This is a genomic window from Pseudobutyrivibrio sp. OR37 (assembly GCF_900113655.1).
GTDB lineage: Bacteria > Bacillota > Clostridia > Lachnospirales > Lachnospiraceae > Pseudobutyrivibrio.
This window is the reverse complement of record NZ_FOQF01000012.1, coordinates 17,740-42,770: the sequence shown is the minus strand read 5'-3', so window position 1 is coordinate 42,770 and position 25,031 is coordinate 17,740. Positions and strand designations below refer to the sequence as shown.

General features: G+C 39.3%; 18 protein-coding genes. All 18 read left to right on the top strand.

Annotated elements, in window-relative coordinates; all coding sequences use genetic code 11:
• The first annotated feature begins 7 nt into the window (after positions 1-7).
• The gene (locus tag BM097_RS07715; RefSeq protein ID WP_090547706.1) at positions 8-769 is read left to right on the top strand and encodes a metal ABC transporter ATP-binding protein; all 762 of its coding nucleotides are present in this window, start codon (positions 8-10) and stop codon (positions 767-769) included.
• Positions 762-1,565, top strand: coding sequence for a metal ABC transporter permease (locus BM097_RS07710; protein ID WP_090547703.1), 804 nt, complete (start codon positions 762-764; stop codon positions 1,563-1,565). The genes BM097_RS07715 and BM097_RS07710 overlap by 8 nt, the downstream gene beginning before the upstream one ends.
• A gap of 120 nt (positions 1,566-1,685) precedes the next feature.
• A complete protein-coding gene (rho, locus tag BM097_RS07705; RefSeq protein WP_090547700.1) occupies positions 1,686-3,134 on the top strand; it encodes a transcription termination factor Rho in 1,449 nt (482 codons plus the stop codon).
• Positions 3,135-3,166: 32 nt separating this feature from the next.
• Positions 3,167-3,682: a DUF4364 family protein gene (locus BM097_RS07700; RefSeq protein WP_090547697.1), complete on the top strand. Its 516-nt coding sequence runs from the start codon at positions 3,167-3,169 to the stop codon at positions 3,680-3,682.
• A 28-nt stretch (positions 3,683-3,710) separates the two neighbouring features.
• On the top strand, positions 3,711-5,675 hold the full coding sequence (locus tag BM097_RS07695) for a response regulator (RefSeq protein ID WP_090547695.1): 1,965 nt from the start codon (positions 3,711-3,713) through the stop codon (positions 5,673-5,675).
• Between the two features lie 13 nt (positions 5,676-5,688).
• Positions 5,689-6,504, top strand: coding sequence for a response regulator (locus tag BM097_RS07690; protein WP_090547692.1), 816 nt, complete (start codon positions 5,689-5,691; stop codon positions 6,502-6,504).
• A 141-nt stretch (positions 6,505-6,645) separates the two neighbouring features.
• Complete coding sequence (gene rpmE / locus BM097_RS07685) at positions 6,646-6,852, top strand: 50S ribosomal protein L31 (RefSeq protein ID WP_015550865.1); 207 nt, start codon at positions 6,646-6,648, stop codon at positions 6,850-6,852.
• Positions 6,853-6,920: 68 nt separating this feature from the next.
• Complete coding sequence (locus BM097_RS07680) at positions 6,921-7,859, top strand: DUF1385 domain-containing protein (protein WP_090547689.1); 939 nt, start codon at positions 6,921-6,923, stop codon at positions 7,857-7,859.
• Positions 7,849-8,679 carry a peptide chain release factor N(5)-glutamine methyltransferase gene (prmC, locus tag BM097_RS07675; protein WP_090547686.1) on the top strand — a complete coding sequence of 277 codons (831 nt, stop codon included), beginning with the start codon at positions 7,849-7,851 and terminating at the stop codon, positions 8,677-8,679. The genes BM097_RS07680 and prmC overlap by 11 nt, the downstream gene beginning before the upstream one ends.
• Positions 8,680-8,692: 13 nt before the next feature.
• Entirely contained in the window at positions 8,693-9,766 is a 1,074-nt protein-coding gene (gene prfA / locus BM097_RS07670) for a peptide chain release factor 1 (protein WP_090547683.1), read from the top strand.
• Positions 9,767-9,785: 19 nt separating this feature from the next.
• Entirely contained in the window at positions 9,786-10,637 is an 852-nt protein-coding gene (locus BM097_RS07665; protein ID WP_177197405.1) for a YitT family protein, read from the top strand.
• A gap of 271 nt (positions 10,638-10,908) precedes the next feature.
• Complete coding sequence (mgtE, locus tag BM097_RS07660) at positions 10,909-12,297, top strand: magnesium transporter (protein WP_090547678.1); 1,389 nt, start codon at positions 10,909-10,911, stop codon at positions 12,295-12,297.
• A 36-nt stretch (positions 12,298-12,333) separates the two neighbouring features.
• Positions 12,334-13,221 carry a ribokinase gene (locus BM097_RS07655; protein ID WP_090547676.1) on the top strand — a complete coding sequence of 296 codons (888 nt, stop codon included), beginning with the start codon at positions 12,334-12,336 and terminating at the stop codon, positions 13,219-13,221.
• 151 nt (positions 13,222-13,372) lie between these two features.
• Positions 13,373-20,263 carry an InlB B-repeat-containing protein gene (locus BM097_RS07650; RefSeq protein ID WP_090547674.1) on the top strand — a complete coding sequence of 2,297 codons (6,891 nt, stop codon included), beginning with the start codon at positions 13,373-13,375 and terminating at the stop codon, positions 20,261-20,263.
• Positions 20,264-20,446: 183 nt separating this feature from the next.
• Positions 20,447-21,730: a PhoH family protein gene (locus tag BM097_RS07645; protein WP_090547672.1), complete on the top strand. Its 1,284-nt coding sequence runs from the start codon at positions 20,447-20,449 to the stop codon at positions 21,728-21,730.
• Between the two features lie 193 nt (positions 21,731-21,923).
• Positions 21,924-23,207 carry a DUF3298 and DUF4163 domain-containing protein gene (locus BM097_RS07640; protein WP_090547670.1) on the top strand — a complete coding sequence of 428 codons (1,284 nt, stop codon included), beginning with the start codon at positions 21,924-21,926 and terminating at the stop codon, positions 23,205-23,207.
• Between the two features lie 101 nt (positions 23,208-23,308).
• Positions 23,309-23,659 (top strand): hypothetical protein, encoded by a 351-nt coding sequence (locus BM097_RS07635; protein WP_090547667.1) that lies wholly within the window; start codon positions 23,309-23,311, stop codon positions 23,657-23,659.
• Positions 23,660-23,772: 113 nt separating this feature from the next.
• Positions 23,773-25,008, top strand: a complete 1,236-nt coding sequence (locus BM097_RS07630; RefSeq protein WP_143084967.1) for an HD-GYP domain-containing protein — start codon at positions 23,773-23,775, stop codon at positions 25,006-25,008.
• Positions 25,009-25,031: the final 23 nt, after the last annotated feature.

Sequence of the window (25,031 nt, the reverse complement as noted above, 5' to 3'; positions counted from 1 at the left end):
GAAGAAAATGAAGAAAATCATAGCATGTGGATTCCACTGTATAAAAATTAAAGATTTGGGCGTAAGCTTTGGTGACCAGCAGGTTCTTGAAAATATCAATCTACATATTCACTGCGGGCAGATTTCAGCAGTGATAGGTAGAAATGGAGCTGGTAAGTCTACCTTTGTAAGAGCAATATTAGACGAGGTCCCACATACAGGTGAAATCCTGTTTAAGAATAAAATGGACAATACCATGCAAGGGCTTCGTATTGGCTACGTTCCACAGACAGTTAATATTGATAGATCGACACCACTTTCAGTGTATGATATGTTCCAAAGCTTTACTGGTAAGCTTCCAATTTTGATAAAGACAAAAAAGGAGCATGACCATGTTAAGGCAGCCTTGGCAGAGTTCGATGTTGAAAATCTTATAGACCAGCCTGTTGGCACTCTCTCTGGTGGCCAATTACAGAGAGTGCTTCTTGCAATGGCTGTACACGATACACCAAACCTTTTGCTTTTGGATGAGCCAGTTTCAGGCATCGACAAGAATGGTATGGATGCTTTCTACGAAAAGATGCTGTATCTTAAGGAGACACACGACCTTGCTATCATTCTTGTAAGCCATGACCTGGATTATGTTTACAAGTATGCAGATAATGTTATCCTCATCGATAAAACAGTTACTGCGGCGGGAAAGCCAAAGCAGGTATTTGAATCAGATGCCTTTAAAAATGTCTTTGGCAAGGGGGCAGCAGGAGAAGTGGAGGTGAATGCAAATGTTTAATGAAATGTTTTCTTACGCCTTCATGGTTAGAGCCACAATAGCAATCCTTTTAATTTCACCGCTGTTTGGTATGGTAGGTACAATGATTGTTCAAAAGAGGATGGCATATTTCAGTGATGCCTTAGGACATTCAGCACTTACTGGCATCGCGGCAGGTGTGATTATGGGAATTGGCAACACTACAGTTTCAATGATTATCTTTGGAATCTGCTTTGCCTTACTTCTTAATTATATCAGCAGAAAGGGGTTAAGCTCTTCCGACACTCTTATTTCGGTATTTGCAAGCTGCGCTACAGCACTTGGTCTTGCTATACTTTCCAGGGGTGGAAGCTTTGCCAACTATTCCGCAATCCTTGTAGGAGATATTCTTTCTATTACATATACTGAAATTCTTCAGCTTATTGTATTGTTCGCTGTCATCCTGGTGTTCTGGTGCTTTAGCATCAACAGACTTACAGCTATCAGCATTCACACAACCCTTGCAAAGAGCCGAAGCATTTCTGTAAGAATAATGGAGGATGCCTTTGCAGTCCTTATTGCGTTGCTTGTTATGCTTTCTATAAAATGGGTTGGAATCCTTCTCATTAATGCGTTGTTGATTCTTCCAGCTGCCAGCAGTCGTAATATTTCCGATAATTTTAGAGAGTACACCTACTTATCGATTATATTTAGTATTTTCTCTGGTGTGGTTGGCTTGTTCGTTTCATATTTCACAGATATGGCTACAGGTCCTATGATTGTAATAATAGCTAGCGTGATTTACTTTGCCACATACGTTTACGGCAAAGATAGATAAAAATATAGACAGAAATTGATTTTGAGTATATAATGACCTTACTATCAAAGTTAATTCGTTAGTCGATTCGGCTTTTATATTCCACGAAGTTATTATTTGTATTATGTTAAGGAGATTTACATGAGAGAAAAATACGAAAGTTTATCGGTGACAATTTTGCGCGACTTAGCAAAAGCTAGGGGCATAAAAGGTACATCCGCTATGAAGAAAGCCGATTTAGTAGAGGCTATGCTTGCGCAAGACGAAATCGATAAGCAGAACGACTCTACCGACAAGACTCCTTCTACAGAAAGCTCTCCAAAACGTGCTCCTAAGGAAAATGTTAAAGAAGCAGTGAAAGAGGAGCGCCCAGAGAAAACAGAGCGTCCTAGAAGAGTTGAAAGACCAGAAAGAACTGAGAGAGCAGAAAAGACTGAAATCCCAGCAGATATCCCAATGGATAATCTTATGCCAGCCAGTGGTATTTTAGAGGTTATGGGTGATGGCTTCGGTTTCATTCGTTGTGATAACTATATGCCAGGTACAGATGACGTATATGTATCTCAGTCACAAATCAAGAAATTCAATCTTAAGACAGGTGATATTATCGTTGGTAAGAAGCGTTTCAACAATCCAACAGATAAGTTTGCCGCTCTTATGATTATAGATTCAATCAATAATTATTCGCCAGAAGCAGCATGCAGACGTCCTAATTTCGAGGATTTAACACCTATCTTCCCTAATGAGCGAATCAGATTAGAGAGACAGCGCAGCTCAGTTGCTATGCGTATCGTAGATTTGGTTAGCCCAATTGGTAAGGGACAGCGTGGTATGATCGTTTCACAGCCTAAGGCAGGTAAGACTACACTGTTAAAGGAAGTTGCTACTTCAGTTAATTATTCACATCCAGATATGCATCTTATTATTCTTCTTATCGACGAGCGTCCAGAGGAAGTTACAGATATGAAGGATACTATGCGTAATAGCAAAAATGTAGAGGTTATCTATTCTACCTTCGACGAGAGCCCAGAGCACCACAAGCGTGTTTCTGAAATGGTTATCGAGCGTGCTAAGCGCCTTGTTGAGCATGGTCAGGATGTTATGATTCTTCTTGATTCAATCACAAGACTTGCTAGAGCTTACAACTTGACAGTACAGCCTTCAGGTCGTACACTTTCAGGTGGTTTGGATCCAGCAGCACTTCACATGCCAAAGAAATTCTTTGGTGCAGCTAGAAACATGCGTGAAGGCGGATCTCTTACAATCCTTGCAACAGCACTTGTTGATACAGGATCAAAAATGGATGATGTAGTATTCGAGGAATTCAAGGGAACAGGTAACATGGAGCTTATCCTTGATAGAAAGCTTTCAGAAAAGAGAATTTTCCCTGCAATCGATATTACAGGATCAGGTACACGTCGAGAGGATTTACTCCTTTCAAGAAAAGAGCTTGATGCCATGGAAATCATGCGCAAGGCAATTAATGGCGCAAGAAAAGAGGATGCAGTAGAAACCATCCTTAATATGTTTGCCCACACCAAGAATAATGATGAATATATCGATATGATTATTCGAAAGAGGGTAATTTAACCCTTACGTAAGTTATATGAAGTGAGGAAATTATGGCAGAACCTAATTTGATTTACAAAATTACTATACTTGAATTATTGCATCGTAGTGGTTTCCCACTTAGTAATAGTCAGATTACAGATTTCTTTTTAGAGGGTAATTTAACCGATTATTTTACTGCTCAGCAAGCTATTAGCGATGATGAGGAAGCTAATCTAATCGTATCCAAGACAAATCACAATAATACAACCTACTCTATTACAGATGAGGGCCAGAAGACACTTGAGCTTTTTAAGGAGAAAATTTCTCCAGCCTTGTCTAAGGATATTGATAAGTATCTCAAGGTTAATTCTATCTCTATGAAGGCAGAAAATTCCTACAGAGCTACTTATTTCAAGGCAGATAGAGGTGGCTTCGTGGTGCAGCTTCGCATCACTGAAAATGATGTTCCAGCCTTGGATTTAAGTTTCCATGTAGGCTCTAAGGAGCAGGCTGAAACGCTTTGTAATAATTGGAAGGTTAGAAGCGATGAGGTATACGCTTCTATAATGGATATACTTATGAACTAACAACTTCATGCGTATTTCGGGGTGAGCTATGAAATCAGTGAGAACAAGAATGATGCTTTTGATAGCATCTCTTGTAGTATTTGTTGAGGCAATAGTATTATTAATAGTCGCATTTATGACATTTAGCGTCTTAGATTCAGAAGATGCTGTCATATTTGCGGCTTATTTTTTTGTTCCATTTATTGTGGCGCTGCTTTTAGGGCTGTTATTTGCAGGCTTTGTGGTGAAGTGGCTGCTGAGATTGATTGATGAACAGACAGAGGCGGCTAATTCTTCTAACAAGGCGAAAAGTACCTTCCTTGCAAATATGTCCCACGAGGTTAGAACTCCTATCAATGCCATTTTGGGTATGGATGAGATGATTATCAGGGAGTCTAACGATGAGCAGATAGTTGAATACGCCACAAATATAAAGCAAGCTGGTAAGTCACTTCTTGCTCAGGTAAATGGTATATTGGATTATTCCAAGCTTGAAGAAGGCAAGATGGAAATCTTTGATGTAGAGTACGATTTGGCGGGACTTGTAAACGGTCTGGTTTCAAGCACCTCGGCTAGAGCCAAATCTAAGGGGCTTAACTTTATTGTAAATGTAGATGAAAATCTGCCTATGACATTGCTTGGGGATGACGTAAGAATCAGCCAGATAATTGCCAATCTTCTTACAAATGCTATAAAGTATACCGATGCCGGGGAAATCAATTTTTCCATGACAGAGCTTAATAGATTTGATAATAGTGTGGAAATAGAAGTAAAGGTAAAGGATACAGGAATTGGAATTCGTGAGGAGGATTTGGAGAATCTTGCGGTTTCTTTCAAGCGTATAGATGAAGAACACAACAGAAATATAGAAGGAACAGGCCTTGGAATTCCTATTGTAATTCAGCTGTTGCATCTGATGGGAAGCGAGCTTCAGGTGGATAGTAAGTACACGGTGGGCTCCGTCTTTTCCTTTGTGCTTCGCCAGGGAATCGTCAGTGATGAGCCTGTTGGAGATTATAAAAAGCGAATTAAGCGCAGCTATAAGAGACGAAATAAATACACTTTCCCATCTATGCCACATGCAGAGGTACTGGTGGTAGATGATTATGAGATGAACCTGATGGTAGCCAAGAATCTTATGAAGGTCTACGATTTCATCCCTGATTTAGTGGAATCTGGCAGGGAGGCTATTACCAGGGTGGAGGAGAAGGAGTACGATATCATCTTCATGGATCACATGATGCCAGATTTGGATGGTATCGAGACGATGGATATCATCCATAAAAATGGCTATATTACTGATAGAACAAAGGTCATCGCCCTAACCGCCAATGCCATAGCAGGTGCCAAGGAATACTATATTTCAAAGGGCTTTGACGATTATCTTACAAAGCCTATTGATGCTGAAGCCTTGGAGGATATGCTGATGAAGTATATCCCTAAAAAGAAGATCCTTAAAAAGGCCATAAGCGATGTTAAGAATAATAAAACTCTTACCTCAAATGATGATGAAAGAAAGGCTCTTATCAAAATTTTCGTTTCTACCATTGATGAAAGCGCAAAAAAGCTGGATGAGTTTAAGTCAGATAGAGACATTAAAAACTATACCATCAAGGTTCACGGCTTAAAGAGTACGGCGCGTCTTATCGGAGAAATGTCTATCTCAAAAAAGGCGGAGGCCCTGGAGAAGGCTGGAAATGCAGGCGACTGGGATTACATTAACGCCCATCATGATGAGCTTATAGAAGAATATCTTAGTATTAGAAATGCCTACGAAGGAGAGACGCAGGAGAAGAAGCCTTTTGATAAAAGTGATTTAAAGGATGCTTTGTATTCCATCATAGAAATGGCTAATGTATGCGATTTCACATCCACCGAAATGGTTTTGAATACGTTGGATGAATATGATATTCCAGAGGATATCAAAGTAAAGATTAATGAGATTAGAGGTATGCTGCAACAAATGGATTATGAGGCAGTTTCAAAGGCTGCCACAGAAATGCTAAATAATTAGTTGGAGGGCAAAAATGGATTTTTTTAAATCACCACTGGAAAAAAGCAAGGTCGCAATCGTCAGCCCAAAAGATAGCTTTTCGGTAATGGGGATTAAGAAAAAGCTACAGGAAGCAGGTATCGAGGGAATCCATGTTGGACCAAGTGTGTTCCAGCTGGATGAGGCTGTTGAGGAGACAGATCCCATCATATACTATCTTGATGATGATATTTACACCATAAGAGGTGCGGATTTTTTAAACGAACTAAAGAATCTGTGTCTTGAACAGCAGAGGCTTGTAATACTGGTGGGAGAGCAGGCTGAATATGAAACAGCCCTTGAAACTATACCAAAATCAGCTATTGTGGATTGGTTTTCAAGGCCAGTAGATATGGATGCCTTGCTGGCAACCGTTCAAAGAGCGTTAAATGGAGAAATAGCTCCTGCTAAAAGGCATCATATATTAATAATCGATGATGATGTAACCTATCTTCGAATGATTCACGAGTGGATGAAGGAGCGCTACCAAATCACCATGTTAGATTCGGGAGGAAAGGCTATTCACTGGCTTATGGATAACTCAGGTATCGATTTGATTCTTCTTGATTATGAAATGCCATCCATGGACGGGCCTACTGTTTTTCGCATGCTTAAGGAGGATGCAGCTACCAGAAATATTCCGGTAATGTTCCTTACCGGCAAAAACGACAGGGATTTGGTAGTAAAGGCTGTTGACATGAGGCCAGAAGATTATATACTTAAATCAGTTTCCAAGAAGGAGCTGATGGATAAAATGGAAGATTTTTTCAAACGCCACAGGGAAACAACTGCAATTTTTGATGAAAGTTAGTTAGAATACTTGATATTTATATTATGCCATGCTATACTAGTGAAGCTGTTAATCGGGATGAAATACGAGTACCTCGTATTTGAACGGCATTATTACTTACAGTTGGAAATTGTAAAGTTTATTAAATGAGAGGTGAATAAGATGAGACAGGGTATCCATCCAGATTACTATCAGGCTACAGTTACTTGCAACTGCGGTAACACATTTGTAACAGGTTCTACAAAGGAGAGCATCCACGTAGAAATTTGCTCAAAGTGCCATCCATTCTACACAGGCCAGCAGAAGGCTACACAGGCACGTGGACGTATTGACAAGTTCAATAAGAAGTACGGCATTGACGCAAAGTAGTTTGTTATATGGACTCTTAAGGGTTGAGATTCGTCTCAGCCCTTTATTACGTTAATTGGAGAATAATAATGAAGTATTCGGGTATTGGTGGTCAAGCCGTTATGGAAGGCGTTATGATGAGAAACGGTGATAAATATGCCGTGGCAGTCAGAAAGCCGGATAAGGAAATAACGGTTGATGTAAAAAACACAAGGGACATAAATAATATTTGGCATAAGATTCCAATCATCAGAGGTGTAGTAGCATTTATTGATTCTCTTGTTATAGGTCTTAGCACATTAATGTATTCAGCTAGCTTTTTCGAGGATGAAGACAGCGTAGATAAATCTACCTTATCAGAGGAAGAGCTTAAGAAGCTTGAGAAAAAAGAAAAGGCAGAAATGGGAGGTACTCTTTTTGTTTCCTTCGTTCTTGCTCTTGGAATATTTTTCGCACTTCCATATTTCATAGCACTTGGATTGAATCGTTTTGGTTTATCACAGGCTGTGATTGCATTTGTTGAGGGGCTTCTTCGCATAGCGATATTTATTGCCTATGTAATGGTTATTTCCCAAATGGAAGATATCAAGCGCACCTTTATGTATCATGGGGCTGAACACAAATGTATTAATTGCGTAGAGACAGGCTTACCACTTACCGTGGAAAATGTTAGACGTTCCACTCGCTTCCACAAGAGATGTGGAACAAGCTTCATTTTTATTGTTTTTATAATTTCAGTATTTGTTTTTATGTTTATTACTTTTGATAATATGTGGTTGAAGCTTTTGTGCAGGCTTCTTTTAATCCCAGTTATCGCCGGTATTTCCTATGAATTCATCAGACTGGCAGGCAGATACGACAATGCTATTGTCAATAGCTTTTCAAAGCCAGGCTTATGGCTTCAAAAGCTTACAGTTATGGAACCAGATGATGATATGATTGAAGTTGGAATCGCTTCTGTAGAGGCAGTTTTTGATTGGAAGGATTTCCAGGAGAAAAATAAGGAGTGTTTTTCAAATGACATTTAAACAAGCATTAGAAAAAGGAATCAAATTACTGGAAACAGAAAAAATCGTCGACGCAAAAATCGATGCGTGGTACCTGCTTTCGTTTGTTAGCCAGCTTACAAAGGCTAAATATTTTCTTGTTCAAAATGAAGAAATAGATGAGCTTACTTTGTTTAAATACAAGGAAGCCTTACTTAAAAGAGCAGAGCGTGTACCTCTTCAGCATATTACTGGAGAGCAGGAATTCATGGGAATTAATTTCTGGGTAAATGAACACGTTCTTATTCCACGCCAGGATACAGAGACTCTTGTAGAGGAGGCACTTAAGGTTACCCCTTCAGGAAGTCATGTTTTAGATTTGTGTACTGGCAGCGGATGTGTTATTATCTCTCTTGTTGTTTTAGGACAGGGGATTACCGGTGCAGGAATAGATATTTCTGATGAAGCCATTGCAGTTGCAAGGGATAATGGAAATAGGCTTGCCCCAGGCAGAATAGATTTCATCAAGGGAAATCTATGGAATCCAGTACTTGGTAAATACAACACAATCGTTTCTAATCCACCATATATCCGCACCGAGGATATTAATGGATTGGCAGAAGAAGTTAAAGATCATGAGCCACTTATTGCTTTAGATGGTACAGAGGACGGCTTGTTTTTCTATAGAGAAATAGTAGGTCATGCAGCAGATTATCTTGCCTGCGATGGCTGGCTATTAGTTGAAATAGGATATGATCAAGGGCCAGATGTATATGCTTTATTTGTGGAAAATGGCTTCAAGGATGTTGAGGTTGTAAACGATTTGGCCGGAAATAATCGAGTAGTAAAAGGGCATCTATAAACAGGAGGTTATTATGTTTGATAGATTAGAAGATTTAGTTTTGAGATATGAAGAGGTTATGAACCTTTTATCAGAGCCAGATGTGGCTAATGATAATGCAAGATTCAGAAGCCTTATGAAGGAGCAGGCCGAGCTTGCGCCTATCGTTGAAGCATACAAGGAGTACAGCGCTCACAAGCAGAATATTGAGGATTCACTTGCCCTTCTTGAGGAAGAGACAGATGAAGAAATGAAGGAGCTTGCAAAGGAAGAATTAAACGAGTCAAAGGCAGAGGTTGAAAGACTTGAGCAGGAGCTTAAGATTTTACTTCTTCCAAAGGACCCTAATGATGATAAGAACGTTATCGTAGAAATCCGTGCAGGTGCAGGTGGAGAGGAAGCAGCACTTTTCGCAGCTGAAATCTATCGTATGTACGTACATTATGTTGAGTCTCGTGGATGGAAGGTTGAGCTTCTTGAGGCAGATGAAACAGGCATCGGTGGTATGAAGAACATCGAATTCATGGTTAAGGGAACAGGTGCTTACTCAATCCTTAAGTACGAATCAGGCGTACACCGTGTACAGCGTGTCCCAGAGACAGAATCACAGGGACGTATTCAGACATCTACATGTTCTGTAGCAGTTATGCCAGAGGCAGAAGAAGTAGATGTACAGATTGAAGAAAAGGATATCCGTATCGACGTTATGCGTGCATCTGGTAACGGTGGTCAGTGTGTCAACACAACTGATTCAGCTGTACGTCTTACTCACTATCCAACAGGTATTGTTATCTATAGCCAGACTGAAAAGTCACAGCTTCAGAATAAGGAAAAGGCTTTCGCACTCTTACGTGCAAAGTTATATGATTTAGAGCTTCAGAAGCAGCAGGATGCTGAAGCAGCAGAGCGTCGTTCACAGATTGGTACTGGCGATAGAGCAGAAAAGATTCGTACATACAACTTCCCACAGGGACGTGTTACAGATCATAGAATTAATCTTACACTTTATAAGCTTGATAAGATTATGGATGGTGATATCCAGGAAATCTTGGATGCACTTATTGCAGCTGATCAGGCTGCAAAGCTTGCAAAGATGAACGATAAATAAGATTTAAGTGGGTGGAATAATGAAGCAGATATTAAAAACAGCATTGATAGTTATTTTAGGAAATTTTGCATACGCAATTGCTGTTGCGTTCTTTATAGAGCCGTCAGGGCTTATTACTGGCGGCGGAACAGGTCTGGCTTTATTCTTCCACCGTATATTTGGTTTTAATACAGTACATGTTGCATTTGTTATAAATACAGTTCTATTTTTTGTTGGCTGGCGTATCATGGGTCGCCGTTTTGCCGCCAACACCTTACTCTCAACATTCTGTTTTCCAGTGGAATTACATATAGCCGAGCTTCTTGCCGTTAGGTTTGCCCCAACAGATGATATAGTGCTTTGCACAGTGTTTGGTGGAATGATTATCGGAGCCAGCTTAGGTATTGTTATTCGTACTGGTGCATCTACAGGTGGAATGGATATACCACCTATCGTACTCAACAAATTCTTCGGAACTCCTATATCAGGTATGATGTGGGCCTTTGATATTTGCATACTTGTTTTACAGGCATTATTTGCAGAAAAGACCTTAGTGCTTTACGGCATTTTGATGGTCATTATTTATACTAATGTATTAGATAGAATGCTGATACTTGGTAAGGCAAAGACTCAGATAAAGGTTGTAAGCAAAAAAAGCGAGGAAATCAGAAGAGCAATTCTTCAGGATATCGACCGAGGCGTTACTGTAATATACGGCCGAACAGGCTATCTTGGAAAGGATACAGAGATTAATCTTTCTATAGTTTCCACTAGAGAATTAGCCAGAACAGAGAAGCTGGTTCATGAAATTGATCCAGAAGCATTTATCATTGTAAGCCGCGTTTCCGAGGTTAAGGGTAGAGGCTTTACAGAACAGAAAAAATATTTGTAAATACAGCATTTTATTTGCTAAATGGGGTTTACAAAGAGTTAATTTTTGTGTTATGTTTTTTGTGTACAATTCAAACAATTAATTTCTAATTTAAGAGAAAAGAAAGGAGAACAGCTATGGACAAATCAGACAGTCATGGGCGATTATGCTGCGACGAGACATTCGATATACAGATGAGTAGCTGTTCTTTTAGATAAAAGAGCTTAGTTTTCATGTGCAAGGAATGTCATCGTCTAAACATGACATTCTTTTTTTATAGCGGAGAAAGAACATGGAAACAAAAGAGATTTTAGAGGATAACAAAATCCAAGAGATTATCGATTTGCTACGCTCTAATCTAGGTGCCGAGGCTTTAATGGAGGCTCTTGACGATTATCATGAGAATGATATTGCCGAGGCATACGAGGCCTTAGATACAGAGGACCGTAGAAGATTGTTCGGAGTTCTAGGTGCCGAACGTCTATCAGAAATTTTCCCATATATTGAGGATGTAGGTGAATATTTAGCAGAGATTACACCAGAGCAGGCGGCTGATGTCTTAGAGAACATGGATGCCGATGATGCGGTAGATGCTTTGGAGGATATCGAGGATGAGGCTCAAAGAGAGCAGCTGATTTCTTTGATGGATAAGGAAGCATCTGCAGATGTACGACTTATCAATTCCTATGATGAAGATGAAGTTGGTAGTATGATGACTACAAATTTCATTGTCATCAAGCAGAATTTTTCAGTTAAGCAGGCAATGCGTTCTTTGATTTCTCAATCAAAGGATAACGATAATATCAACACTATCTATGTAGTAGATACAGAGGATAAATATTACGGTGCTATCGAGCTTAGAGATTTGATTCTTGCCCGTGATTACACACCACTTGATGATATTATCAGTCACAGCTACCCAAGTGTTAAGGCTGATGCATTAATCTCTGAAACTATCGAAGATTTAAAGGATTACGCTGAGGATTCTATTCCAGTACTTAATCCTAATGACGAGATTATCGGTGCTATCACATCACAGGATATCATCGAGGCCGTAGATGATGAGATGGGTGAAGACTACGCTAGGTTGGCTGGTTTGACTGCTGAAGAGGATTTGAACGAAAGCTTACCAGAGAGTATCAAAAAGCGTATTCCTTGGCTGTTATTGTTACTAGGCCTTGGCCTTGTGACAAGCTCGGTAATAGGCATATTTGATAAGGTAGTTGCTTCAGTAGCAATCGTAGTTGTATTCCAGTCACTTATCCTTGATATGGCTGGTAATGTTGGAACACAGTCACTGGCTGTCACCATTCGAGTGCTTATGGACGAGGAAATATCAGGTCTTGAAAAGGCCAAATTCGTTCTCAAGGAAATGCGCGTTGGTGGAACAAATGGACTTATATTAGGAGTGCTTGCACTATTTTTCGTAGCACTTTACCTGCATGTGTTTAAGGCCTATGTATGGTATATTGCCTTTAAGGTATCAGCTATCGTAGGTTTTTCACTATTTATTGCTATGATAGTTTCAAGCTTTATTGGAACAATTATTCCAATATTCTTCCACAAGATTAAAGTAGATCCTGCAGTTGCATCTGGTCCACTTATCACTACTGTTAACGATTTAGTGGCAGTTGTTACATACTATGGATTGGCAGGATTATTGTTAGTAGGTCATATTTAATTTTATTAGGTAGAGCGCTATTAACGGGGGGTATTTATGAAGATACTGAATTTTGGTTCACTAAATTTGGACTATACGTATCAGGTTTCTCACATTGTTAGAGAGGGTGAGACTATTCTTGCCAAGGAGGTTGGTTTGAATCTTGGTGGCAAGGGCTTTAATCAGTCTGTTGCCCTGGCAAGAGCAGGAATTTCATGCTATCATGCAGGCCTTGTTGGGGAAGAGGGCTTGGATTTTTATGATGCCTGCGAGACCTACGGTATCAAAACGGATTACATGAAAACAGTCACTGGACGTTGCGGTCACACCATCATCCAGGTGGATGAAAAGGGACAGAATAGCATTGTTTTGTTTGGTGGAGCCAATCAGAAGAACTCCAAGGAATATGTTGATGAGGTTCTTAAGAATTTCGATACTGGAGATATCATCCTTCTTCAAAACGAAATTAACGAGCTACCATATTTGATAGATCAGGCTTTTGCAAAGGGCATGACAATTGTTTTAAATCCATCACCTTATGATGAGAGGCTGGAGGAATGCGATTTAGGTAAGATTTCGGTGTTCCTTTTGAATGAGACTGAGGGGCAGCAGATGACGGGAATGACTACCCCGGCCACTATTGTTGCTGCCATGGCAGCCAGCTATTCAAACGCTAAGATTGTTCTTACCTTAGGTGAGGGCGGCAGCATTTATCATCAAGGAGATGAGGAGCTGTATCAGGCAGCCTTTGAAGTGAAGGCTGTAGATACCACAGCCGCAGGAGATACTTTTACAGGATATTTCGTGGCTGGCTTATATAAAAAGCTTCCGGTAAAGGATATTTTAATTACTGCATCAAAGGCAGCGGCCTTGGCAGTTACAAAGGATGGCGCAGCCAAATCCATTCCATTTATGTCAGAAGTGGAGTTATTCAATATAGACTAATAAAAAGACCTTCGGGTCTTTTTTTTGTGGCTTTTACCAAAAATATCTCACAAGTCTTAGAGTTCACAAAAATTACCTAATAGCGTGATATTATCAGTATAAGATGTAAAATAATGCTATTATGTAACAATTGTGCACAGGAGGATGGGAAATGATATTCCGTAAATGTATCGCTACAGTTTTGGCGACAGCAATGATTTTGACATCATTTCAGTTTGGCAGCTTTAATTCTTATGCTGCTGAAATAGGTGACAACACTGAAATTGAAATGACAGAAAACATTGATGAAACTGTAGATAATGAAGCTGTAGTTGCTACTGAATCAGAGGATGGGGTAGAAAATACCCAGGGTGATGATGTAAAGACTATAGAACAGCAAGCTGCGCCTGCAGAAGATACAGCAGAAGAGACAGTAGAAGTTCAAAAAGCAGATGCTGCTGAATCTGATGAGAGCAGTGAAAACGAGACTGTAGTTGAAGTAGAGGATCTAGAGCTTGTAGAAGAAGAGGCCCAGGAGAGCAAGCTTCTTGACATGGCTGATTTTGGCTTCTATCTAGATGCTAATGGTGGAAAGTTCTATGACGGTAGTTTTGTTAAATTGTGGAATGTGAAGAAGACTAGGATTGGATATATCCCAACAAGAGAGGGGTATTTTTTTGCAGGTTGGTACTTTGATTCAAATTGTACCGATAGTCTTAGAGCTTCTGTGGCAGATAGTAATGATTGTTTACAATGTGAACTTATAGATGAGGATGAAGGTTCTTCTGATAATGCAATGGTTAGATTGTATGACAAGAAGACTTTGTATGCCCGTTGGCTTTCTGTTGATGAAACATATGAAGTAAAACTAATATTTGGTATGAATGTTGGGTCAGAACCAACTGGAGAATCCGCAGTAGGTTTAGGTTTTTATAGACCTGCGAATGATTTTGATAATCCAGTTGAAGAATATATATTAAGAGTTCCTAAAGGGGAATTACTGACGGAGTATTATTATGTAGGTAATGTAGATTGTTATGAAGAGCGCTATCCTCATTATTCAGATGCGAACTCCAAATATGAGAATGGTACTTATTCTAGTGATGGTTATACTATATTTTACACAAAAGAAGATATGTCAGAGGAAATAGATATTGACGGTCTTAGAGTAACTGAACCTATGACTTTATATAAAAAATATTATAGGGACAAAACTGTTATTACAGTTCATGCAAGACCAGAAAATGACACTACTGAAAACGCTTATTTCCTTAAAGATGGTGAAGAAGTAGATACATATAAAATATCATTTGCAGATGCTCGTATTGCATCAGAAGCACCTTATCCACTCGGAATAAGTGGAGCAGTTGGTAGTGCAAAGAATAAGAATGCCAGTAGGGTAGTTGCCAGTTATTATTTTTATGATAATAATAACATTAAAAAAAGACAGCCAGCAAACTATGGTATTCATATGACTCCTGGCAAGGACATGGATGTTTATTTAGAGTGGACAGATGCAACAGCTGGAAATGGAAACTATGTTATTACATATCATGCTGGTAATGCGTCTAAAGGTGGTTTTTTCATTGACAAGGATACTGGTGAAAAGCGCGATACAATAACATTTGATGTCTATAAGGATAATAGCGACCATCTTTATAATGTATTTGAGTATGGAATCTTTTGCCAGGATTTATATAAGGGTATTGAAGGTTGGGCTCTTACAAATAACGCAACTAAACCAGATTTCGATGTGTTTGGCGCAGAGGGAAATTTTAAGGAGAATGTTGATGTATATCCAGTTTGGAGTAGCACTAATAAATTTAGGATTGTAAAATTTCACGGAAACGATGGAGTGTTTAGTGCTGACACCAAACGATATGGTGGCTATATATTAAGTGACGATGAAAAAACTCTTACCAAACAGGTATCCTATGGTGATGAACATGGCTGGGGCTTATCAAGTGGAGATACTATCACTGATGTAAAAGTAAGTAAAACGGGCTACACCTTTGGTGGCTGGTATATGGACGAAGAGTGCACTGAGCCGGTTATCACTCGTGATGGCTACATTGCAGATAAGAAATACACTAAGGATTATGATTTCTACGCAAAATGGATTCAAGGCCACAAGGTAACCTTTAATTATGGCGAAGGAGCAGATTCTGCTGGAAATATTAAGACTGAATATACTGTTTCAACAGGAAGCACACTAAAGCGAGAGGGATTTAGTATACCTGAAAATCCTACATCTACAGACGATAAGCTATTCGTAGGATGGTATACAGACAGTGCATGCACTAATGCCATTGAAAAGGATGACATAAATAATTTCCCAATTACAAAAGATGTTACATTCTATGCTAAATACGAAGATGCAGTAACAGTAACCTTTGAGGCTAAGGAAGGTCATTTTGCAGATGGAAAAAATACAGTTCAGATTAAATTGCCTAAGGGCAGCAAAATCGGTAATAAAGCACCAATCCCTGAAACAGATGATAACAAAGCCTTCGATAGTTGGTATGAAGATGAGTCCTGCATAAGCACACCTGTATCATCAATAAGTAATACAAAAGCTACAACAGCTGTTACTTACTATGCTCATTACTCAGATTGCTACACAATCACCTTCCATTCAAACAAGAGTGGGGCAAGGCTTGACGGTGTTTCTGAAACTATCGCTGTTAAGGTGCCAAAGGGAAAGGCTTTCACTTACAGCAATTATAAAGCAAGTGGTGTCTTCAACGTCCCTACCATGGATAAAAGAGACTATGGTAAGATACCAATGTTTTACCTAGATGATGCTGGTAATACACTGATTTATAGCACCAACAAAAATGGTACAGGAAAGCAGTACATCTTTAACCAGAATTACCATGCAATCAGAGAAGTGGCTGGTTCCACAGTAAATACAACATATATGCCAGAAACAGGTTTTGTTCCTACAGGTGATATGGATTTATATGCCGTATGGAATGATGCCGTGGAAGTAACCTTTGTAAGTGGAACAACTGAATTTACCGAGAACTTTCATACAGGAATATATACCCCAGAGCTTACAGACAATGGTACTACATACAAGGTTGTTGTAGCTAAGGGGACATTATTATCTGATATCAACACACAGTACAAGTTTGGCCATAACACTTATGGATTTACAGCTTCTCACGTAACAAGCTGGTACGCAGATGCTGCATTAAAACAGCCTGCAAATCCAGATATGGTAATATCAGCTAATACTTCTATTTATGCAAAGTGGAGTAAATATAACGATAATTCACCATTGTATTTATATGCTAATGCAGGATACTTTGGTGCTGGTGATAAAGTAACCTATGCAGTAGAGCGAACAGGTGAAGCTAAAGAAATAGTTAGCTGTCCAATTCCAACCAGCAAGGATATTTCAAAAGCTTTCGCCGGCTGGTACACAGATGCGGCTCTTACACAGGCCTTTGAAGGCGCTGTTAATTACAAGAATGACAAGTGCTACCTCACTGTGCCAAAAACTGTAAAGAATTTATATGCAAAGTATGATTATGCAAGCTCTGTAATCCTTGATGCCAACGGAGGATATTTCGCCGGTGAGGCAGATTTAGACTATAAAATTACAGCTACAGAAATAGTAGCTGGCAGTGGTATCAATCTTGCATATTATGAAAGCAGATTATCAAGAACAGATAAGAGTGTATTTACAGGCTGGTATACAGATTCAAATCTTACAACAAAAGCTACAACAGTCTGTACAGCAGCAGGTGAGGAATATTATTATCCTACCGATGGAACTGGCACTCTCTACGCTAAATGGAGAGATTATGTAGATTCAGATATTATTATCGAAGGTGCTGATAGCTATACATTGGCAGTTGGGCAGTCCATTAATATAAATGTCAGAGCTGAAAAGAGTGATGCAGATGAGGGCGTGCGCTTTGTTATAGACAAAAATGCAGGCGAGGATGGCCAAAATTCAATCAGCATCGACAACACTGGCAAGCTTACAGCTTTAACACCAGGAGATGCCACTATTCATGCAACAGTGGATGGCAAGGTATCTAACAAGATTTCTATCAAGGTTGTTAAGGCTGCAGAAAATATAGTATTTAAGGTTAGCAAGCTTAATCTGGTAAAGGGTGAAGAATATACTCTTGATACTGTAGAGGTTTTCCCAGCTGAAAAAGCATCAGCTGTAACCTTTACTAGCAGCAACAACAATATTGTAAAGGTGGCTGGAAACAAGATTACAGCTCAAAACCAGGAGGGCACAGCCAAGATAACAGCAAAGGTAGGTAATGCAAAGGCTGAGCTTGAGGTAAACGTAGCTTCACCTATAAAGCTTAGCGCAAATGAAGTGGTGCTTTCTGCAAAGGAAGGCGTTAACTTCGAATTAACACCTATTGTTGCTGGAAAGGCTAATTTGGCAAAGGCTGTTAAGTGGAGTATTGATAATACATCAGTATTAACTACAGCTAGAAAATCTATGCTTGAGGATACTATTATTCTGACTCCAGCTACAAACATCACAGAAAAGAAGGTTGTTAAAATTACAGCCACACTTGAAGGAACGGAATATAGTGACAGCTGTGAGGTTACAATCTATCCTGAGCTTAATGTGGCAGCGCCAAAGGCAGATATAGCTCCTGGCGTTGTTAAGGCAGGAACAAAAGTACAGCTTAGTACAGATACATATCTTGCAGATATTTATTACACAGTTTTAGGTGACACTCCTACTAAGGATTCAACTCTTTATACAGATGCAATCGTTATTAATAAAACAACTACTATTAAGGCGATAGCAGTTAAGGATGAGTGTAAGGATAGTACAGTAGCTACCTTCACATACACAGTAAATACCAATGACTGGGGAGATGTTCCTGCTGATTTACAGCCATTATTTGGCAATGTATCTACAAAGGTTCCTCAGGGCATGTGGTTTATCATCGGTGACAGAGATAAATACTACACCCAGGGCGGACAGACCACCTACGCTGAAACCTACACAGGTAATAACATCACCTTTAACGAAAAGGTGGAGGTTTACCAAGGCACAACAAAGCTGGTTGAAAAAAGAGATTACACAGTAAGCTACGCAAGAAATAAAGTGTCTGCTAATCAGGATAATGTAAAGAAGGCTCCTACTGTTACAATCACAGGTAAGGGAAACTATACTGCAAAGGCTCCATTTACATTTACTATCAATAAGGCCAGCCTTGCAGCAGCTGCTGTAACAACAGAGCACACTGTAGCTGTTAATATGGGAGCAAACGTAAAGATTTCAAACACCAAGCCTCAATACAGCTTCAATGGTAAAAAGCTTGCTCTTAACAAAGACTATGTGCTTAAGTACTACAAGAATGCTGTTGAAGCTGTAAATGAAGTGGCTTTGCCTGCAAAGGAAATCGTTAATGACGCAGCAGTAAAATACTATATAGTTGCTGTTGCCAAGGATGGAAGCAATTTCGAAGGTCAGGTGACAAGTGACAACTATGTTGAGGCAAAGCCGATTGACAAGACTACAACCTTGATGGCTTCAAGACTTAAGGCTGTTGATGCAAATGGCAAGGCTATCAAGCTTCCTTACGATGCTACTAAAGCAGTGGATTTAGCTACATTGTTTGATAACAGCAATGGAAAGGAAGCGATGGCATATATCAAGGATGGTAATAAGATTCTTGTATATGGTCAGGACTATAAGCTGAATCCATTAACTGCCACAGATTACAAATCTGCTGGAAAGCATAGCTTTGTTGTAGAGGGCTTGCAGAAGGCGCTTACAGCAGAGGATATTGCAAACAAGGTAAAGAACTACGCAGGTACCAAGACCTTATCCTTTGAGATAGTGGGAACTAGCCTTAACAAGGTTAAAATCGCAGGACTTTCTACAACAGTGGAATATACAGGCAAGGCCATTACAATGGCAGATTTATTCAAAGAAAAGGATAAGAAGCTTGAAAGCACCTGGAAGACTGTTACTCTATATCAATTCGATAAGGAAAAGCAGGCAAATGTTCCTCTCGTAGAAAATAAAGACTATACAGTAGCCATGGATAACAACGGCAGCATCGGTAAATTCAGTCTTGTATTTACTGGTATAAATGGCTATTCAGGAACCATCAAAAAGACTGTTACGGTAAAGGCCTTTAACCTTAAGAACAATAAGGATGGCAAGTTGGAAATCAAGGTATTGGAGACACCAGCTACTTATACAAAGGCAGGTGTAAAGCCACAGGTACAGGTTACCTTTGATGGAAATACCTTGAAGGAAGGCGTAGATTACACATTAGCTTACAAGAACAACACCAAGATAGTTGCAGACTATACCCTTCTTAAATCTGGCAAGCCTACAGTTACTGTAAAGGGCAAGGGCAACTACACTGGTGCTAATGCATCGGCATTTTTCAATATCAAAAAGGCAGATATAGCTGGCGTAACAATCACCTTAAGTGATGTTGCTTACAATGCAAAATCATCAGGTAAGAATGGTTACTTTATGAAGGCTACTCCAAAGCTTATGGATGGTGCTAAGGCTATATCAGTAGGCAAGAATAAGGATGTAGAGGCCTTTAAGAGGACCGATTACAGCTATACTTACGCTTATGACACAGTACTTGAGGATGGCACAAAGAAATACGCCGGTACTGTAGTGCAGGCTACTGACAAGGTGGCACCAGGAACAGTAATCAAGGTAAATTTAACAGTAAGATGTTCAGAAAAGAGCTCATACACCTCTGCTGAAAATGGAACAGTGCTTACTGGCTATTATCGAGTAATCGATAACGCTACAAACATTTCCAAATTCTCAGTGAAGGTGAAGGATTTAAAGAAGCTGGCATATAACGATAGCAAAGCTGTTATGCCACTTAAGGCAAGCGACATTGAGATTTCATACAAGAAAAAGGTGGGTGGAAAGAATACAACAATCGTTCTTGATCCATCTGATTATGAAATCGTATCTATTAGCAACAACAAGCTGATTGGAAAAGCTACTGTTGTTATTAGAGGAAAAAATGAATATGGCGGAGAGAAGACCTTTAGCTTTAATATAAAAGCAAGAAGCTTCGCAAATTAATTAAAGGAAGCCTCGTATCTTTAACGGATGCGAGGCTTTTGCTGTTAAGAAATATTGTGATAATTAAACAATATGAAGTATAAAATTCACACAATAAACATAGAAATGCACAAAATATTGTAGAACTTGAAGGCCAGTTAGTATAAAATTATATTATCAAATTTAATAAAGGAGCGTGACCCTATGAAGAAAAACTACGTACTAGACACCAACATTTTGATTCATTGCCCTACAGCGCTTTTCGGTTTTGATGATAATAACGTTATTATCACAACGACTACTCTGCAGGAGCTAGATTCAAAGAAGACAGCCTATGCTGAGGTGGGCTACGGCGCACGTGAAAGCATAAGAAACATTGAATCCGTAGAGGGTGATTATGCGAGTGGGGTTACAATGCCAAATGGCGGTACCTTTATTATTGAAAAAGAATCTGAATATGAGAAGCTGATTCCAGCAGAATTTTCGCTCGATAGGCCTGACAACAGAATAATTAATTGTGTCCTTGGAATTTCCAAGAAATCCGATTTAGAGACAATACTTGTAACAAATGATATCTCTATGAGAATCAATGCTACAATGTGTGGCTGCGTGGTTCAAGGCTATCACAACGAGATGATTCTCAACAATGAGAATTACACCGGTAGACGAGATATCACCCCAGAGGATATCGAAAGTCCTTTTAATAAGGGATTCATTGAAAACGAATTTGGAATTTGTCGGGATGGTAGCAATTCAGCTCTCTATACCTTTAAAACTGATGGCTGGCACATCCTTAAGGACAGGGATTATTACACTCCATATTGTCAGCCAAGAAATGTAGGTCAAAGATTCGCACTTTATGCACTTTTGGCTAGTCCAGAGGAATTACCACTTGTTATTTTAAAGGGTAGCGCAGGAACCGCTAAAACCTTCCTTTCTTTGGCAGCTGGATTGCAGGGCTATTATCACAGTGGCTTTGACAGAATAATGATTACAAGAAGCAATACTCTTTCAGATAATGATTTAGGATTTTTACCAGGTGATTTGGAGGAAAAGATGACTCCTCTTATTGCACCATTTATGGATAACCTTCAGGTACTGTTAAAGGGACAGAACGAGGAGAAGGACCAGATAAAAATGCAGATTGAGGACATGTTTGAAACAGGTATCATTGAAATCTGCTCACTGGCTTACATGAGAGGTCGTTCCCTTGTCAATTCCTTCGTAATCGTGGATGAAGCCCAGAACTGTACAATCGGTCAGATTCTTGAAATCATCACCCGTGCAGGCAAGGGTTCCAAGGTAGTACTTTTAGGTGACCCAGATCAGATTGATTCTCCTAAGCTGGATAGGAAGAACAATGGACTTACCTTTGCAGCAGAGAGAATGAAGGACTCTACACTTTGCGCCCAGATAACCTTCGAAGAAAGCGAGACAGTGAGAAGTGCACTTGCAGCAGAAGGTGCTAAGCGCTTGGTTGTTAAATAGTTTATTGTCTTTTTTGTTATAATAAATCCTCCTTTCATCAGGATTCCCCGAGGGGTTGGGGAATCCTGATCTTTTTGAGTAATTCTTAAATAAATGTAAAGAATTCTTAAATTTGAACTGTACTACTTGAAATAATACGGAGTTTATGTATACTGAACTTGAAAACGAATTGGTTAAACGTTGGAGGTAGGTAATGAAAAAAAGAATAGCACTTTTACTTGCGTTAACACTAGCAATTACAACCTGCTTTGGTTGTGGTAAAAAGGATAATACTGATACAAAAGCTACAGCTATCACTGATACAAAAAAGGATAGCGAAAGCACAGAAGCTACTACAAATACTGAAGAGGAAGCTCCATCTAAGCCTGAATATGCAATCACATCAGTTGCAGCAGAGGGCTATGATTATTTCGAGGGTAGCGTAGAATGTATACAAATCACAGATGATAAGCACGAAGCTTTAGCAAAGGCTTTAGATGAATTCTTCTCTGGCAGAGTATCTCTTTTCAATGGCGGTATCGAGCAGCAGAATAAAGAAGCCAAGGAGATGAACGAGGACCAGGAGCAATACGCTGAAGAGGAAGGTCTTGAATATGAGGTTTTTAAATATCAGCAGAATGAAAGTGTTTCTGTGGTTTGTGCAGACGAGGCAATACTTAGCTTTGTAATTGACACATCATATTATACAGGTGGAGCACATGGCAGTTCCCTATTGGAGGGCTTCACTTTTGATGTGAATACTGGAAAACAGCTTACTGTAAGCGATTTTGGTAATGAAGAGAAGATTGCAGCAGCATCAAAGAACTTCATTCTTACTACTATTGATGAATCTGCAGATATTGCAAAGGCCACTTTATTTGACGATGATGTAACCTCTTACAAAGAGGTAATCGACCAGTATTTCGATGAGGGTTCCTTCCCAGAGAATTACCTTGATCACACCGGAATTACTTTCATGTTCCAGCAGTATGATCTTGCTCCTTATGCAGCAGGTATTGTTAGCTTTACTGTTCCATACACTGAATTTGAAAAATTCAACGAAGCCTATATTCCTGAAAACGGATTCTACACAGAGGATTTATCTATTCAGGGCTTCAATGAAAAGTTTGATGTAAACAATGATGGCACTCTTGAAAATGTATGTATATTAAATGAGACTTCAGATGATGGCGAATCATCATACCAGATTGTTGTAGGTGACGCCAGCGTTACACGTAAGTCATCAGAATACGTATATGCATCAGGTGTATACGTTCACGCCAAGGACGGTAATTACATCGTTGTTTCAGCAGAAGGAAAAATCGTCTTATTCGAAGTTTCAAAGGGAATCAGAGAATTAGGTTCGCTTGAAACCAGCAAATCTATAAAGGAAATTAAGGATGGGGAAATCGTTCTTGCTGAGGCAAATTACACAGACGAAGGACTTGAATGGGGCGAAAGCGAATCCCACAAGTATTCTAAGGCAGGATTAGAATAACAGTACAATAGTTCCGCCATGGCATAACACTCTTTGTTCATATTTTTGTGGTATATTGTCCGTGATATGTATAAAACCTTAGTATAGGGGAATTACGGGACATGAGAGACAAATATTTGAGACTGTTATTTGTTACTGTTGTTGGGGGTATTGTTGTAAATGTGAGCTTTGGGTTTTTAGCAAATCTTATTCACCTCCCACTTTATATGGATACTATAGGAACTATAGGTGTTGCTTGTGTCGCAGGTGGCATGCCAGCACTTATAGTTGCCTTATGTACTAATATAATTTCTGCAATTTTTAATCAATCATCTATTTATTATTCTATAGTTAGCATTTTAATAGCTATTATTGCAGGAGCCTGGTTGCCTAGTAAAAGAAAGAACGGGGAGTTCCGGTTCTTTTATTTGTTGTTGTCATTGCGGCAATTAGTGGCGTTATTGGGTCGATAATACAGCTTTTAATACTTGGATCACCTCAGTTTGAGATACTGAATAGATTATCTAGTTATTTATCATCAAAATATATTAATAATTTCACAGTTAATTTTGTTCTGGTTCATTTTTTGCTGAATTTAGTAGATAAGAGCTTTTCTACCGCTATAGTGCTTGGACTTGTGGGCATACTTCCGGAAGAAAACCTTACTGAAATAGCTAATTTAGGCTGGAAGCAAACTCCTCTATCAAAGCAGCAAATTAAAGATTATGCAATTTCAGATGAAAGAAGCGGGAATCTGCAAAAAAGAATTACCGTGATTGTAATTTCTGCTGCAGTGCTTATAACAGTACTGATTGTATGGATAAGCATGAGCATCTTTTGGAATTTTGCCAGCAAGGATTTGCCTACTGAAGAAAATGTGTATTTTGCAAAGCAATATCTTATCAGAGTAACCCTTATTTTTTCAGGCTATTTGTTGTTTATCGTATATACAGGCGTGTGGATTGTTAAATATTATCTGGTCTATCCAATGAATGCCATCGCTATCAGCACCAACAATATAATGGCTTACGCCGAAAATCATTCCATATCTAAAGAAGCTGTGGATGAAATGCAAGCTATTAATCTAAAGACAAATGATGAATTGGAATTTCTGTATCATGCAATCTGCAAAATGGCAGAGGATTCCATGAATCAGATGAACGACCTCCAGTATCAGGCCAAGACCATCAATCAGATGCAGACTGGTTTGATTATTACCATGGCGGACATGGTGGAAAATCGTGATAAGGATACTGGTTATCACATTCAAAAGACAGCTGATTATGTGAAAATCATTGTCGAAGGTCTTAAGAAGAAGGGGTATTATGCATCAAAGATAACACCAAAGTATATTTCTGATGTTGTTTTATCTGCTCCACTTCACGACATTGGAAAGATTAATATTCCAGATGCTATTTTAAACAAGCCTGGCAAGCTCACTGATGAGGAGTTTGCAATAATGAAGACTCATGCAGAAGATGGTCGAAAGATTATCGAAAAGGCGATAAAGGCTGTGCAGGGTGAGAATTATCTTAAGGAAGCCAGAAATATGGCAGGCTATCATCACGAAAAGTGGGATGGCTCCGGCTACCCAGAGGGCTTAAAGGGGCAGGTAATTCCTCTTTCTGCACGAATAATGGCAGTTGCAGATGTATTTGATGCCCTGTCATCTAAACGAGTATACAAGGATGCAATGTCTTATGAGGATGCTATTGCTACTCTCCAAAAGGATGCAGGTACCCATTTCGACCCAAAATGTGTGGAGGTCTTTGTTGAAGCCAAGGATGAAGTATTAAAGGTTATGGAGAAATACAAGGATTAATGTGAAAGGGATATTTGGGGTAA

What these genes read in the sequence shown, in the direction of transcription:
- rpmE (WP_015550865.1), top strand. Translation starts at nt 6,646, where the DNA reads ATGAGACAGGGTATCCATCCAGATTACTATCAGGCTACAGTTACTTGC.
- prfA (WP_090547683.1), top strand. Translation starts at nt 8,693, where the DNA reads ATGTTTGATAGATTAGAAGATTTAGTTTTGAGATATGAAGAGGTTATG.
- mgtE (WP_090547678.1), top strand. Translation starts at nt 10,909, where the DNA reads ATGGAAACAAAAGAGATTTTAGAGGATAACAAAATCCAAGAGATTATC.
- BM097_RS07645 (WP_090547672.1), top strand. Translation starts at nt 20,447, where the DNA reads ATGAAGAAAAACTACGTACTAGACACCAACATTTTGATTCATTGCCCT.
- BM097_RS07680 (WP_090547689.1), top strand. Translation starts at nt 6,921, where the DNA reads ATGAAGTATTCGGGTATTGGTGGTCAAGCCGTTATGGAAGGCGTTATG.
- BM097_RS07710 (WP_090547703.1), top strand. Translation starts at nt 762, where the DNA reads ATGTTTAATGAAATGTTTTCTTACGCCTTCATGGTTAGAGCCACAATA.
- prmC (WP_090547686.1), top strand. Translation starts at nt 7,849, where the DNA reads ATGACATTTAAACAAGCATTAGAAAAAGGAATCAAATTACTGGAAACA.
- BM097_RS07635 (WP_090547667.1), top strand. Translation starts at nt 23,309, where the DNA reads ATGAGAGACAAATATTTGAGACTGTTATTTGTTACTGTTGTTGGGGGT.
- BM097_RS07655 (WP_090547676.1), top strand. Translation starts at nt 12,334, where the DNA reads ATGAAGATACTGAATTTTGGTTCACTAAATTTGGACTATACGTATCAG.
- BM097_RS07665 (WP_177197405.1), top strand. Translation starts at nt 9,786, where the DNA reads ATGAAGCAGATATTAAAAACAGCATTGATAGTTATTTTAGGAAATTTT.
- BM097_RS07650 (WP_090547674.1), top strand. Translation starts at nt 13,373, where the DNA reads ATGATATTCCGTAAATGTATCGCTACAGTTTTGGCGACAGCAATGATT.
- BM097_RS07690 (WP_090547692.1), top strand. Translation starts at nt 5,689, where the DNA reads ATGGATTTTTTTAAATCACCACTGGAAAAAAGCAAGGTCGCAATCGTC.
- BM097_RS07640 (WP_090547670.1), top strand. Translation starts at nt 21,924, where the DNA reads ATGAAAAAAAGAATAGCACTTTTACTTGCGTTAACACTAGCAATTACA.
- BM097_RS07700 (WP_090547697.1), top strand. Translation starts at nt 3,167, where the DNA reads ATGGCAGAACCTAATTTGATTTACAAAATTACTATACTTGAATTATTG.
- rho (WP_090547700.1), top strand. Translation starts at nt 1,686, where the DNA reads ATGAGAGAAAAATACGAAAGTTTATCGGTGACAATTTTGCGCGACTTA.
- BM097_RS07715 (WP_090547706.1), top strand. Translation starts at nt 8, where the DNA reads ATGAAGAAAATCATAGCATGTGGATTCCACTGTATAAAAATTAAAGAT.
- BM097_RS07695 (WP_090547695.1), top strand. Translation starts at nt 3,711, where the DNA reads ATGAAATCAGTGAGAACAAGAATGATGCTTTTGATAGCATCTCTTGTA.